The organism is Acidovorax sp. 62 (assembly GCF_002754495.1).
GTDB lineage: Bacteria > Pseudomonadota > Gammaproteobacteria > Burkholderiales > Burkholderiaceae_C > Acidovorax.
This window is the reverse complement of the sequence record NZ_PEFJ01000001.1, coordinates 1,397,584-1,411,654: the sequence shown is the minus strand read 5'-3', so window position 1 is coordinate 1,411,654 and position 14,071 is coordinate 1,397,584. Positions and strand designations below refer to the sequence as shown.

At 64.6% G+C, this 14,071-nt stretch carries 11 protein-coding genes; 4 read left to right on the top strand and 7 right to left on the bottom strand.

All coding sequences use genetic code 11. The features are described from left to right. The first annotated feature begins 68 nt into the window (after window positions 1-68). The 3 genes from CLU86_RS06310 to CLU86_RS06300 all read left to right on the top strand — a co-directional run bounded on the left by CLU86_RS06310 (window position 69) and on the right by CLU86_RS06300 (window position 3,363). Entirely contained in the window at window positions 69-683 is a 615-nt protein-coding gene (locus CLU86_RS06310; RefSeq protein WP_099658604.1) for an FMN-dependent NADH-azoreductase, read from the top strand. A gap of 308 nt (window positions 684-991) precedes the next feature. Further along, window positions 992-2,083 (top strand): ABC transporter substrate-binding protein, encoded by a 1,092-nt coding sequence (locus tag CLU86_RS06305; protein WP_233194836.1) that lies wholly within the window; start codon window positions 992-994, stop codon window positions 2,081-2,083. Beyond that, window positions 2,083-3,363: a GGDEF domain-containing protein gene (locus CLU86_RS06300; RefSeq protein WP_099741036.1), complete on the top strand. Its 1,281-nt coding sequence runs from the start codon at window positions 2,083-2,085 to the stop codon at window positions 3,361-3,363. The genes CLU86_RS06305 and CLU86_RS06300 overlap by 1 nt, the downstream gene beginning before the upstream one ends. A 98-nt stretch (window positions 3,364-3,461) precedes the next feature. On the opposite strand, the gene CLU86_RS06295 is transcribed toward CLU86_RS06300, so the two are convergent. The 3 genes from CLU86_RS06295 to CLU86_RS06285 all read right to left on the bottom strand — a co-directional run bounded on the left by CLU86_RS06295 (window position 3,462) and on the right by CLU86_RS06285 (window position 7,985). Continuing rightward, window positions 3,462-5,804, bottom strand: coding sequence for a bifunctional diguanylate cyclase/phosphodiesterase (locus tag CLU86_RS06295; protein WP_099743347.1), 2,343 nt, complete (start codon window positions 5,802-5,804; stop codon window positions 3,462-3,464). 187 nt (window positions 5,805-5,991) lie between these two features. Continuing rightward, window positions 5,992-6,789: a MetQ/NlpA family ABC transporter substrate-binding protein gene (locus CLU86_RS06290; protein WP_099741035.1), complete on the bottom strand. Its 798-nt coding sequence runs from the start codon at window positions 6,787-6,789 to the stop codon at window positions 5,992-5,994. Between the two features lie 104 nt (window positions 6,790-6,893). Then, window positions 6,894-7,985, bottom strand: a complete 1,092-nt coding sequence (locus CLU86_RS06285; protein ID WP_099741034.1) for a DUF6817 domain-containing protein — start codon at window positions 7,983-7,985, stop codon at window positions 6,894-6,896. Between the two features lie 419 nt (window positions 7,986-8,404). On the opposite strand from CLU86_RS06285, the gene ybaL reads away from it, so the two are divergent. Beyond that, complete coding sequence (gene ybaL / locus CLU86_RS06280) at window positions 8,405-10,141, top strand: YbaL family putative K(+) efflux transporter (RefSeq protein ID WP_099741033.1); 1,737 nt, start codon at window positions 8,405-8,407, stop codon at window positions 10,139-10,141. A 7-nt stretch (window positions 10,142-10,148) separates the two neighbouring features. Here ybaL and CLU86_RS06275 read toward each other — a convergent pair whose 3' ends face one another. The 4 genes from CLU86_RS06275 to CLU86_RS06260 all read right to left on the bottom strand — a co-directional run bounded on the left by CLU86_RS06275 (window position 10,149) and on the right by CLU86_RS06260 (window position 14,062). Beyond that, window positions 10,149-10,796, bottom strand: a complete 648-nt coding sequence (locus CLU86_RS06275) for a DUF1566 domain-containing protein (protein WP_233194835.1) — start codon at window positions 10,794-10,796, stop codon at window positions 10,149-10,151. Between the two features lie 160 nt (window positions 10,797-10,956). Further along, window positions 10,957-11,622 carry a methionine ABC transporter permease gene (locus CLU86_RS06270; protein WP_099655321.1) on the bottom strand — a complete coding sequence of 222 codons (666 nt, stop codon included), beginning with the start codon at window positions 11,620-11,622 and terminating at the stop codon, window positions 10,957-10,959. A 6-nt stretch (window positions 11,623-11,628) separates the two neighbouring features. Then, the gene (locus CLU86_RS06265) at window positions 11,629-12,684 is read right to left on the bottom strand and encodes a methionine ABC transporter ATP-binding protein (protein ID WP_099741032.1); all 1,056 of its coding nucleotides are present in this window, start codon (window positions 12,682-12,684) and stop codon (window positions 11,629-11,631) included. Window positions 12,685-12,811: 127 nt separating this feature from the next. Then, on the bottom strand, window positions 12,812-14,062 hold the full coding sequence (locus CLU86_RS06260; RefSeq protein ID WP_099741031.1) for an MFS transporter: 1,251 nt from the start codon (window positions 14,060-14,062) through the stop codon (window positions 12,812-12,814). Window positions 14,063-14,071 lie beyond the last annotated feature (9 nt).

Here is a 14,071-nt window from a genome sequence, read left to right as displayed (position 1 = left end):
GCCCCATCACAATTCACCCATGGCCGCAAAGTCTGGCGGCATCCACCATCGACATCACGGAAAACACCATGCAATTGCTTCACATCGACTCGTCTATCGCCGGCGCCGCCTCGGTTTCTCGCCAGCTCACTGCCCAGGTGGTGGATGCCTGGAAGGCCAGCCACCCCAACACCCAGGTGAGCTACCTGGACCTGGTGGCCAGTGCCCCCAACCACTTCACCATGGACGCCATGGCCCCCCGCACCGGCCAGACCGATGGCCTGAGCGAAGCCCAATTGCGCGAAAACGCTGTGTCCGAACAACTGGTGAGCCAGTTCCTGGCGGCAGACGTGGTGGTGATTGGCGCCCCGTTCTACAACTTCGGCATCCCCACCCAGCTCAAGGCCTGGATTGACCGCCTCGCCCAGCCCGGCCGCACCTTCAAGTACGGCGCCAACGGCCCCGAAGGCCTGGCCAAGGGCAAGATCGTGATCATTGCCTCGGCCCGTGGCGGTGTGTACTCCACCAGCGAAGGTGGCCGCGCGATGGAACATCAGGAAAGCTACCTGCAAACCGTGATGGGCTTCTTCGGCGTGACCGATGTGCGCTTTGTGCGCGCTGAAGGGGTCTCCATGGGCCCTGACGCCAAGGCCCAGGCGTTGGCCGCTGTGGCCCAGCAAATCAGCACGCACACCGCCGCCTGAACGGCCCGAAACAGCGCGCATTGCCCCTGAGCACAGCGCTCTGCAGCCCCGGCTTCCTGGCAACGCACCATGCGTGCCCAGGAAGCCGGGGCTTTTTTGCGCCCACTGCAGGATTGCAAACAATCTTCAAGTCTGCCCAGTCGCTGACCCAAGCCGAGACATTTGTGTATTAATGTAAATTCGGTATGACGTGCTCCAGGCACTTTGGCTTGTTGGCGTGCGGTTTTCAGGGTGACCCGAGGTGCTTTGGCCCGTCAACGGCTGCAAAGGCGTCTTGGTAGCCCTTCTGGGACTTGAGATTGGCTTGTATGTTTCTGCGTCGATGGCTGCTGTGCTGCATGTGCTGCCTGCCGCTGTGGGCGCAAGCGCAAACGATTGCGTTCATCAATCCGGGCAAGAAAGACGAGCCTTTTTGGCGCACGGTGAGCGAATCCATGCACGCCGCATCGCGCAGCCTGGGAATGCGGCTGGAAGAGCAGTTTGCCGAGCGCCAGCACCTGAGCGTGTTCACCATCGCCAAAGCCATCGCCGCACGCCCTGCCGCAGAGCGGCCGGACTACGTGATCCTGACCAACGACTACGGCACAGGCCCGGAGCTGCTGCGCATTTTTGACGGGACGGGCATTCGCAGCTTCATGGCGTTCAGCACGCTCACCACCCCGGAGCGCGTGCAACACGGAGGCCCACGGGAGCAGTTCAAGGATTGGATCGGCTCGCTGGAGCCCCGCGCGCAAGACGCGGGCTACCTCACCGCCCAAGCGCTGATGGCCAAAGGCCGCGCCATGCGCGCCCATGGCCCCGACGGCAAGCTGCACCTGCTGGCCATTGCCGGAGACCGATCCACCAACTCGTCCATCCAGCGCAACGAGGGCATGCAGCGCGCGGTGCGGCAAGCCCCCGATGTGGTGCTGGAGCAAACCGTGTACGCGGGCTGGTCACGCGCCAAGGCGCAAGAGCAAATGGGCTGGCTGCTGCAGCGCCACCCCCAGGCCCGGCTGGTGTGGACCGGCAGCGACCTGATGGCCTTTGGCGCCATGGATGCACTCGTCGCCGCTGGCGCTGGGCAGCCGGGCCGCACCGTCTGGTTCAGCTCGGTCAACACCTCACTGCAAGCACTGCAAAGCCTGCGCAGCGGCCAACTGGCGGCGCTGGCGGGCGGCCATTTCATCGCCGGCGCCTGGGCGCTGGTGATGCTGTACGACTACCACCATGGCCGCGACTTTGCGAGCGAGGGGCTGGAGTTGGAGCGCCCCATGTTCACGCTGTTCACCCCGGCCATGGCCCGCCGCTACCAGCAGCGCTTTGGCCAGGGGTTTGATCGGCTGGACGTGCGCCCCTACAGCAAGGTGCTCAACCCCAACGTTCAACGCTACCAGTTCGGCTTTGCCCAGCTGCTTTGATGCCCCACATGCCCCAGCGTCCGTTCCGCTCCATTGCCAGTGTGCTCATCCGCCGCACCATCGTGCTGGCGGTGCTGTGCATGTTGCTGGTGTTTGGCGTGCAAAGCTGGCTGCTGCGCGCCCAGCACCAAAAGCAGTTTGAGATGGCGATCAACGATGTGGCCAACACCAGCGTGCCGCTGCTGGCCGTGGCGCTGTGGGACATAGAAACCCAGGCCATTGCCGCGCAACTGCAGCGCATTGCCCAGAAGCCAGAGATTGGCTACGCACGCCTGCAAGCAGCGGGTGGCCAGCGCTTTGAGGCAGGCAACCCCGCCCTGCTCGCCCAGGGGGTGTCGCGCCAGATTGTCATCCCGCCACCCCAGCCCGCCCAGGGTGCGCCAGCGCTGGGGGTGCTGGAGCTCACAGGCAACCCCGACTACCTGTGGCAAGGACTGCGTGCCGAGGGGCTGCGCATTTTGCTGGGCTACAGCCTGCTCACCGCAGGCATTTGCGCGCTGATGGCCTTCATGCTCAAACAGCTGCTGCAAAAGCCGCTGTCGACCGTGGCCGAATTTGCCAACGACGTTTGCCCCCGCCACCTAACCACCCCGCTGCGGCTGAACCGCCCGCCCCAGGCCCACAGTGATGAAATCGACCAGCTGGAGACGGGCGTCATCAAACTGCAGACAGCGCTGCAACAGCACATCCACAACCTTGATGACCTGGTGGCCGAGCGCACCGAGCAGCTGGAGCGGCTGCTGGAGGAGATTCGCCACCTGTCTGTCACCGATGGGCTCACAGGCACCTTCAACCGGCGCGCGCTGCAAGACAGGCTGCCCGCAGAAATCGACCGTGCCCAGCGCTATGGCCGGGCTTTGTCGGTGATCTTCATGGACATCGACCACTTCAAGCAGTTCAACGACACCCATGGCCATGCCCTAGGCGACGAGGTGCTGCGCAATGCGGCCAGCCATGTCAGCGCCAGCCTGCGCCATGGGGTGGACTGGGTGGCGCGCTACGGCGGTGAAGAGTTTGTGGTGGTACTGCCCGAGACCGAGCTGGACGCCGCCATGGCCACCGCCCAGCGCCTGTGCCGCAGCCTGCCCGAGCAGCCCCTGGAGTCAGCACGCATGGCACGCCCTGCCGGGGGCAGCGTGCCACCGCTGACCATCAGCGCCAGCTTTGGGGTCACGGCCTACCGGGCGGGGGAAAACACCAGCGCCCTGCTGGCACGCGCCGATGCGCTGGTGTACGAGGCCAAGTCCCGTGGCAGACAGCAGGTGGTGGGCCGGGCCTGAGCCACTAGGCGGGGGCAGAAACCGCCATGCAATCACTATCAAAACAATAGCTGCTAGCGCTTTATCTGCAAGCGCTAGGGGCATTTTGATCAAAACCTTCAAATACAGGCATCCATCGCATCGTGCTCATCCCCCTGCGGGGGCTGCCGGGCTCCGGCACGTTGCAACCACTGCGCCTGCAAGGTCTCGGGCGGCTGGGCTTTGGCAAACAACCACCCCTGAAACCGGTGGCAGCCCATGCCCACCAGCAGGTCAAACTGCGCCTGCGTCTCCACGCCCTCGGCCACCACCTCCAGTTGCAGGGTGCGGGCCAGGGCATGCACGGTGGCGCAAATCTCGCGGTCGTTGGCGTCTTCGCAGATGTCGCTGACAAACGCCTTGTCGATCTTCAGCTCACCCACAGGCAAGCGCTTGAGCTTGATGAGCGATGAATGGCCGGTGCCAAAGTCGTCAATCGACAAAGCAAACCCCATGTGCCGCAAATCCACGGCGGCGGCATACAAGGATTCGTCCAACAGCTCTGACTCGGTGATCTCCAGCACGAAATCAGCGGGTGCGCGCCCGGCCTCATGCACCAAGGCCAGCAGCGACTGGGCAAACTGCGGCTCGCGCAGCTGGATGGTGGAGATGTTCACCGAGATCACCGGCACCACGAAGCCCGCAGCGTCCCACACTGCGGCCTGGCGGCAGGCGGTCTCAAACACCCAGCGTCCCAGCGGCACGATGAGGCCACTGGCCTCGGCAATGGGGATGAACTCATCGGGCGGCACCATGCGCCCGTCCAAGCGCCAACGCATCAGCGCCTCCACCCCCACCAGTTGCTGGCGCCTGTCTACCTGCGGCTGGTACTCCAGGCTCAGCTCTCCGGCCTGCAACGCCTGGTGCAAGCGGCGGCGCAATGCCTGGCGGCCCTGTGCCTGTCGGGTGAACTCGTCGATGTAGAAGCGGTAGGTCCCCCGCCCCGTGTCTTTGGTGGCATGCAAGGCGGTGTGCGCATTGCGCACCAGTGCCAGGGCATCGGGGGCATCGTCAGGGAACAGGCTGATGCCAATGCTGGCACCCACAAACTGCGCGCCCACGCCCGGCAGCTGCCAGGGCTGCATGAAGCTCTCGACCAGCGAAGCGGCCAGTTGCGCGACCTCGTTGCGGGTGTGCGAGCGCGCAAGCATGACCATGAACTCGTCCTCGCCCAGCCGCGCCAGAAAGCCCCGCCCTTGCAGGTGATCGGCAATGCGCTTGGCGGCCTCCACCAGCAGCTTGTCGCCCGTGCGGTGGCCAAAGGTTTCGTTCACGTTGTTGAAGTGGTCCAGGTCCAGCAGCAGCACCGCCACGCACTGCCCGCTCTGGGGGCCCTGCTGCACCGCCAGTTGCACGGCCTGGTCGAGCGCGTCTTCAAAGTAACGGCGGTTGGGCAAACCCGTCAGCGTGTCGAAGTGGGCGACGTGATAGAGCTGCTCTTCGTTGCGCAAGATGGCCGCCTCGGCCATGCGCAAGCGGTCCAGCAGGCTCACCACAATGGCCTGGCGCAGGGCCGCCAGCACCAGCACCAACAGGCAGCAGCCCAAAATCAAGGCGTAGACCACACTGCGCGCGCCAGCCGCCGCAAACAGCAGCCACAGCGTTGCACTGGCCATCAGCATGGTGGCCAGGGGCACCAGGTTCACCACCTGCTCGCAGCGGTGGCGGTAGGCGGCATCGTTGCTCAGCTCGGCCTGAAAATACCGCGCACCCCAGCCCAGGGCTAGCGCAGCCAACGAGAACAAGCCGTTGAACCAGCTGCCCGGCGCCAGCTCGCCATGCAGCGCCAGCAGGTTCCAGTGCATCCAGCTGAGCCCGTAGCACACCATGCCCGCAATGATGAGCCCATGCGAGAGCCGCCAGCGCACCCCCACGCTGGGCACCGCCAGCGCCGTGACACTGGCCGCCGTGAGAAAGCTCACGGGGTACAGCACCATGACCGCGCCCACCAACAGGGTGTTCAGCTCGCCACTGGGCACATACACCACCAGCGTCACGGCCAGCAGGGCCAGCACGGCGCCGCCAAAGTCCAGTGATGCGGGGTAGACCCGGTCGGGCGCAATGCGCTGAAAGGTCACGCGCATCACCGTCAGCGCCCACACGGGCCCTGCGGCCAAAAATAAAGCATCGGCAGGCGAAGGGAACGGGTTCCAGTCCGTGGCGACCTGCACATTCCACATCAACTGCCCCGCCAGAATCAAAAGCGCCCCCAGCAGCAACCCGTTGTGCAGGCTGTGGTCCATCACCGACGCCTGCACCCTGCCCCGCCACGCCAAAAAGGCCGAAAGCGAAAACGCCAGCGTCCAGCTGGCGTTATCGAAAAAAACCTGGGCGGCACGGTCAGATGCCAACAATGCAGCGGCGAACAGCCCTACCGTCAGGGCTGTACAGCCAGCAACCAGCCACTTCTCAGCTTGGGGCATCCGCATCTGCATCGGCAAACAGCTCTCCATTCAGGTTAAGCCATGCGTTTACATAAGCTTACATGATGACGGTGTCCGCGTTTTCACCGCAGCAAGCCAAGCCCCATGGCTGGTTGCCCGCCAGCCCATAAAAAAAGCGGGCCAAGGCCCGCTTTGATTTCCAGATGGGTGCGATCCACCCAGCGGCTTAGAAGCCAGGGATCACAGCGCCCTTGAACTCGGTCTGGATGAACTTGCGCACTTCTTCCGAGTGGTAGGCCTTGACCAGCTTGCCCACCCAAGGCTTGTCCTTGTCAGCCTCGCGCACGGCGATCAGGTTGACGTAAGGGCTCTTGGCGCTTTCCTGGGCAATGGCGTCCTTGCCAGGGTTCAGGCCGGCAGACAAAGCGTAGTTGGTGTTGATGGCCGAGGCGTCCAGGTCGTCCAGCGAACGGGGCAGTTGGGCGGCATCCAGCTCCACAAACTTGATCTTCTTGGGGTTGTCGGTCACGTCCAGGGGCGTGGCCTTCAGGCCCGCTTCAGGGCGCAGCTTGATCAGGCCCTTGTCTTGCAGCACCAGCAGCACGCGGCCGCCATTGGTGGGGTCGTTAGGGATACCAAACTTGGCGCCCGACTTCAGTTCGTCCAGGCTCTTGACCTTCTTGGAATAGATGCCGATGGGGAAGTTGACGGTGTAGCCAGCTGAGACGAACTTGTAGCCGCGGTCTTTGACTTGCTGGTCCAGGTAAGGCTTGTGCTGGTAGCTGTTGGCGTCCAGGTCGCCCGAGGCCAGTGCGGCGTTGGGCTGCACATAGTCGCTGAACTCGATGACCTGGATCTTCAGGCCGTCTTTTTCAGCAACCTTCTTCACCACTTCAAAAATCTGCGCGTGGGGGCCGCCGGTCACGCCAATCTTCACAGGCTTGTCCTGGGCCGAGGCGCCTGTCACAAAACCGGCAGCCAGGGCCAATGCGAGGGCAGATTGCAGCAAAGAACGCTTGTACACAGAAACACCTTTCAAATTGAGATGTTTCAGATCGTACGCAGCTTCGATTAAAACTCAAAAGAATAAGTTTTAATTATCTTAGCCATCCCTGCATATATAGAGACTCATGCGCCACTGCGCAGCGCCACGTTGTTGAGCTTGTCCAGCCGCTCGGGCCAAGGGCCGCCGTTGGCGGCTTGCAAGAGGATGCGCGTCCAGGCCACCCAGGCGTCCCACTGCACGCGCTTGTCCCACGAATTGCCCCAGGCGCTAAACAGGTGCAAGGCGCTGGTGGCAGCCGCCTTGGCATCGTCCTGCCGCCCAGCCGCCAGGTAAAGCTGCGCCAGCACCATTTGCGGCTCGCCCACCCAGGGGTTGTGGCGCACGGCGCTCTCCAGAACGCCGGTGGCCACGTCCAGGTCCACCAGGGGCTGGTCTTGCTGGATGACGGACCAGTACAGCGAGGCGGCCGCTGCCTCGTTGGCGGCAGACAGGTATTGGCTGCAGTGCGCAAACACGGGCGGCATGGGCAGCAGGTCTTTGAGCCCCGGGTGCTGCAGGGCTTTGGCCAGCCCGTTGATCTGGTGCACCATGCGCCCCGTGGGCCGCATGGGCCCGGGCCACAGCGATGCCGCCCAGTGCACGGCCTGCGGGCGGTGCTGCACGTGCGGAAAGCGCGAATAGATGTCGTCTTGCCAGCTGAACCACTGCTCGATGGTGTCGGCCATGCTCACGATGATGAAGGCGGCCACCTCGTACGGGCTCAGGCGGTGCTGAGCGCCGTCCTTGTCCAGCAGCAGGCCGCCGTCGGCCTCCAGCGCGTGGCCCAGCACCTTTTGCACAAACTGCGTGCGCGACTGGGTACAGAACAAATACACCAGATGCTCTGCCGACTCGCCCACCAACTCCCGCAGCCGGGCCCGCTCGCTGGCCGGATCGAACTTGACCAGGTCCACAAACGCGTTGCCATACACGCTGTGCAGCAGCCCCAGCATGCGCACATCGCGCGGCTGCTGCCACACGGTGAGCGAGCGCGTTACGCCCACCAGGTGGTGCCGGAAGGTGCCCGCCTTGTGCCAGTCTTGCCCCACATTGCGGGCCAGCACGGTGGGCAGCACCGGAGCCAGCTCGGCGTCCTGCGTCAGCCATTCATCGTCCAGCAGGGGCTGGGCACGGGCAAACAAGTCGGCATCAAGGGGGTGAAACGGCAGGGTCATGGCGGTGTGGTCTCCTGGGTTGAAGGCAGTGCGGGGCAACCTGGGCGGGGCCTGTCCACACTTTTGCGCTAAGAGCGGCTAACAAAATTCAGCGGAGCGGTTCTGGCTAGGCGCTGCGTCGCAGGCAGTACGAGCAGTACGACAAGACGCGGCAACAACGCCAGAAGAGTTTTGTTAGCCGCTATAAGTATGGCGCCACATGCTGGCAGCGAGGCGAGACAAAGGCGTGGGTGTTTTCCCCAAAGGGTGTGGCACGCAGGCCATTTGCAAAAGCCCTTGCGCCGCAGCCCCCTGTGGGCACGCCGGGTTGGTCAGCCCGCCGCTTTGCCTGATACTGACAAGCAACATGGGCAGCAAAGCTGCCACCCCACCCTGTTCCAGCGAGCCCCACCAAGCCCACTCCAACCCAGACACCCGGCATGGACCACAACATCACCCTCATCACCACCATCGCCGCAGGCTTCGGCGGTGCGCTGGTCTTTGGTTTCATTGCCGAAAAGCTGCGCTTGCCCGCGCTGGTGGGGTACCTGCTGGCAGGCATTTTGATTGGACCGGCCACGCCGGGCTTTGTGGCCGATGTGCACATTGCCTCGCAGTTGTCTGAGATCGGGGTGATGCTGCTGATGTTTGGCGTGGGGCTGCATTTTTCGCTGGGCGACCTGCTGTCGGTGCGCAGACTTGCCGTGCCGGGGGCCGTGGTGCAAATGACCGTGGCCACGCTGCTGGGCATGGCCATGGCGTGGTGGATGGGCTGGAGCGTGGGCAGTGGCCTGATTTTTGGCCTGTCGCTCTCGTGCGCCAGCACCGTGGTGCTGCTCAAGGCGCTGGAGGTGCGCGGCGTGCTGGACTCGATGAACGGGCGCATCGCCGTGGGCTGGCTGGTGGTGGAAGACCTGGCCTGCGTGCTGGTGCTGGTGCTAATGCCCCCACTGGCAGGCCTGCTGGGCGGCACCGCCCCCCAGGCCGAAGAAACACGCCCGCTGTGGATGGCGCTGGGCCAGACCCTGCTGCAAGTGGCCGCCTTCATTGCGCTGATGCTGCTGGTGGGCCGCCGGGTGCTGCCCTGGTTGCTGTGGCAGGTGGTCAAGACGGGCTCGCGCGAGCTGTTCACGCTGTCGGTGATTGCAGCGGCCATTGGTATTGCCTACGGGGCTTCGGCACTGTTCAGTGTGTCGTTTGCGCTGGGGGCTTTTTTTGCAGGCACGGTGATGCGCGAGTCTTCGTTGAGCCACCGCGCGGCCCAAGAGTCGCTGCCGCTGCGCGATGCGTTTTCGGTGCTGTTCTTCGTGTCGGTGGGCATGCTTTTTGACCCCATGGTGCTGGTGCAACAGCCCCTGCCAGTGCTGGGCGTGGTGGCCATCATCATGCTGGGCAAGTCGCTGGCGGCGCTGGCGCTGGTGCTGTCGTTTCGGTACCCGCTCAACACCGCCCTGACGGTGGCGGCCAGCCTGGCGCAGATTGGCGAGTTCTCCTTCATCCTGGCAGGGCTGGGGGTCGCGCTGGGCTTGCTGCCTGCCGTGGGCATGAGCCTGGTGCTGGCCGGGGCGCTGATTTCGATTGCGCTGAACCCCCTGCTGTTTGCCGCCATTGCCCCGCTGCAGGCTTGGCTGCTCAAACGCTCAGAGCTGGCACGCCGACTGGACCGGCGCGAAGACCCCTATGCCGAATTGCCCACGAGCACCGAGCGCAAATACCTCAAGGGCCAGGTGGTGCTGGTGGGCTACGGCCAGGTGGGCCGCAGCATTGCCAAAGCGCTGGGGGCCGAAGGTGTGCCCTATGTGGTGGCCGAGCAGAACCGGGAGCTGGTGGAGTCTTTGCGCAATGCAGGTCTGGCGGCCGTGTCGGGCAACGCAGCCGAGCCCGAGGTGCTCATCCAGGCCCACATCGCCAACGCGGCCATGCTGGTCATCGCCATTCCAGACACCTTGCATGTGCGCCAGATGGCCGAAACGGCCAGGGCCTTGAACCCGGGCATCGAGATTGTGGTGCGCAGCCACAGCGAAGAAGAATCAGCCCTGCTGCGCGCAGACGGCATTGGCACCGTGGTGGTGCGCGACGAAGCCCTGGCCCAAAGCATGGCGCGCCATGTGCTCGAACGCGTGGCCCCTGCCCCCGCCACGGCGCCCGCCGCGTTGCACCCAGGCGTGCAGCACTGACACAGGGCTACGGCGCTACCCAGGTGCGCACCAGCCGCACGGGCAGCTTGGAGTCTTTGCCCACGTCCTTGCGTGCCTCGCCCGTGCGCATGTGCACGGCCCAGCCGTGCAAGTAAGACATCTGGCCTTCGCCCTGGCCTGAGCGGTTCTGCATCGTGTTGCTATAGGTGTACTGGTTTGCCTGCCCGGCCTTCACATCGGTGGTCGATGTCCAGTGCCACTCGGGCGGCGTTGCGGGGAACAAGGCCGCATCCACCCCGGGTGGCTGGGCCGCTTTGTTCACCAGGTGCTGCAACTCAGGCGCGCGGGGCAGGCGCCAGTCCATCCCTTCGGCCTTCCAGCGTTCATTGGCGCGTGCCCGGGCCTGGGCGCGGTCCAGCATCAAGGGCGTGCCGGTGCAGGTTTTGCCATTCCACTCCATGCCCTCCACACACCGGGCCCAAGCCAGGCGCATGCGCTCGTCCACCACAAAGCTGCCATCGGGCGATGCCACCATGCCCGGCGCAGGCTCTGCAGGGCTTTGGGCCTGTGCACCGGCAACGGGCCATCCAACGCCCACGCCCCACGCGCAAAACACCAACAAGGGCCAGGCGGCGCGGGCCTGCCGTGCCAGCCATGGGGCCGGACTTTGGGCGCAGTGGGTCGTGTGTGTCATGGCGCCCATTCTTCCACGCCCGGGCCGCGCAGGCAAAGGGTACTGACTCAACCAGCGCCATCATCAGCCACTACAAACAAAAATAGCTGCTAGCGCTTGAATAACAAGCGCTAGCAGCTATCAAAAAAGTAGCAACCGCTGAATTCGTCGCAGGCAGTCCTCAGCGATGGCTCAGCTTGCGCACCGCCCAGTCACCCAGGCTTTGCACGGCTTGCACAAAGAAGATCAACACCAGCACCACGGCCAGCATGATTTCGGGCAAGAAGCGCTGGTAGCCATAGCGGATGCCCAGGTCGCCCAGGCCACCACCGCCAATGGCGCCGGCCATGGCGGAGTAGCCGGTCAGGCTCACGAACGTGATGGTCAGGCCCGCCACGATGCCGGGCAGCGCTTCAGGCAGCAGCACCTTCCACACAATCTGGTTGGTGGTGGCGCCCATGGCCTGGGCGGCCTCAACGAGGCCGTGGTCCACTTCGCGCAGGGCAGCTTCGACCAGGCGGGCCACAAACGGCGCAGCCGCAATGGTGAGCGGCACCACCGCAGCAGCGGTACCGATGGACGAGCCCGTCACAAACCGTGTGAGCGGGATGATGGCCACCAGCAAGATGATGAATGGCGTGGAGCGCACGGCGTTGACCACCCAGCCCACCAGCTTGTTGACCGGGCCGTTTTGCAGCACACCGCCATGGTCTGTGAGGCGCAAGAAAACGCCCAACGGCACACCCAGCAAGGCCCCCACCAGGCCCGAGATGCCCACCATGATGAGGGTCTCCCACAGCGAGGTGACAAACAGCTCCAGCATGGCTTCAGTGAAATTGGCAAACATCGCTTTTTAACCCCCGCTCTCAACCACTTGCACCTGCACGCCGTTGGCGCGCAGGTGCTCCACCGCACCGCTCAGGCGGGCGGGCTCGCCCGTGGCGTACAGCGCCAGCGAGCCAAAAGTCTGGTCCTGAATCTCGTCCACCTGCCCGTGCAGGATGCTCATGTCCACACCGTACTCGCGCACCATGCGCGAGAGCACCGGCTGGTAGGCGCTGTCGCCCGCGTAAGACAAGCGCAGCAACTGGCCCACATGCCCCGGCGCCGTGCTGCGCAACTGGCCTGCCAAGTGGCGCACATGCTGCAGCACGCTGGCGGGCAGCTCTTGCGGCAGGATTTCGTCAATCAGGCTCTTGGTGATGGCCTGCTGGGGCTGGGTGAAGACATCCAGCACGCGGCCTTGCTCCACGATCTGGCCGGCCTCGATCACCGCCACGCGGTCGGCCACCTGCTTGATGACCTGCATCTGGTGCGTGATGAGCACCACCGTGAGGCCTAGCTCGCGGTTCACCTGGCGCAGCAGGTCCAGAATCGAACGGGTGGTTTCGGGGTCCAGCGCCGATGTGGCCTCGTCGCTGAGCAGCACCTTGGGGCGGCTGGCCAGGGCCCGCGCAATGCCCACGCGCTGCTTTTGGCCACCGCTGATCTGGGCGGGGTAGCGGTCGGCCAGGGCGGCCAGGCCCACCAGCTCCAGCAGCGGGCTCACCCGCTCGCGGATGGCGGCTTTGTCCATGCCCGCCAGCTCCAGCGGCAGGGCCACGTTGTCGTACACGGTGCGGGACGACAGCAAATTGAAGTGCTGGAACACCATGCCAATGTCGCGGCGCGCTTCGCGCAGCTGGGCGTCGCTCAGCTTCGTCAGGTCGCGCCCGTTGACGATGACTTCACCGCGCGTGGGGCGGTTGAGCAGGTTGATAACGCGCACCAGCGAGCTTTTGCCAGCGCCGCTGCGCCCGATGATGCCAAACACCTCGCCGGGTGTGATGTGCAGGTCAATGCCTCGCAAGGCCTCCACCGGGCCTTGTGGGCCCCTGTATGTCTGGGTAATGCCCCGTAATTCAATCATGCAAACAAAGCGCGCCGCCCGGGTGGGTCACCCGCAGCGGCGCTGGATAGTTGGGTCAGGGGCTGAACTGTATTGCTTTGCTATAAAAAATCAAACCATCAAAAAATTACGTCATAAGACACGCAGGTTATTTGGCCGACGAAGCCCCTGCTACCTTGGTCCCTGCGGCGTCCATCGCACGGGCTCGGTGCAGCGAGCGGCCAATCACAGCCCCCAGTGCCACCACGCCCAGGGCGGCGGCCGTGAACACCGGCACCAGCCAGCCTCGGTCCACACTCAACGCCACCAAAAACACCCCGCACGACTGCCCCAGGAACAACAGGCACGCGAACAAGGTCACGGCCATGCCCCGGGCGTGGGGGGCCATTTGCGTGGCCTGGGTCTGCAAGGTGTTGTGCAGCATGTAAAAGCCCAGCCCCGCAAAGAAGCAACCCACCACCGCCCACGCCACCACGGGCGACCAGGCCAGCAACAACAAGCCGCAGGCAATGGCCAAAGCCCCCAGCATGGCCAGCCCATGCTCACCCAGCAAGGCCAACCAGCGCCGCGCAAACAGGCTGTAGAGCAAACCGCCAATGCCATACAGCACCATCACGCCCCCGGCGGCGGCAGCCGACAAGCCAAACCCCTCGACCATGCGGCTGGGCACAAACGCCAGCGTGCCAAAGGCCAAGGCGCCTTCGATGGTGACCACAGTGAGCACCCAACGCACGCGCGGCATGGCCAGCAGCTGGCGGGTGTTGGACAAATAGGTGCGCAGCGAAAAAGGCGCAGCGGCTTGCGGCGTGGCACCGGCTGGCGCCTGGGCAGCCACGGCACTCACCTGCCGCCACAGCAGCGTGGCGGCCACGGCAAACAACAGCGACAGCACCGCAAACGCTGCGCGCCAGCCCAAAGCCTCCACCGCAAAGCCACCAAACCACTGGCCCGCCATCATCCCGGAGACAGTCGCCACCATCAGCCCCGCCAGGGTCTCCTGGCGCTGCTCGTAGGGCACCTGGTCACCAATCCAAGCCATGCACAGCGGAATAATGCCCGCCGCCGACGCACCCATGGCCGCCCGCGACACCACCAGCGCCGTCAGGTTAGGCGCCAGCGCCGTGATGGCGCTGAACAACGCGCACGCCGATGTGGAGCCAATCACCACCCGGGTCTTGCCCAGCCGGTCGCCCAGGGGGCCATAAAACAACTGCAGCAGCCCGTAGGCCACAGCAAACGCCGCAATCACCGCCGAGGCATCGCCCGTGCTGACACTGAACTCTTGCGACAAGGCGGGCAGCATGGGGTCGCACACGCGCATGGAGGCCATGCTGGTAAAAGCGGCCAGCGCCATGAAGCGCAAGGTGCGTTTGGTGGTTTCTTGGGGGGCGGTCTGCATGGCGGCGAT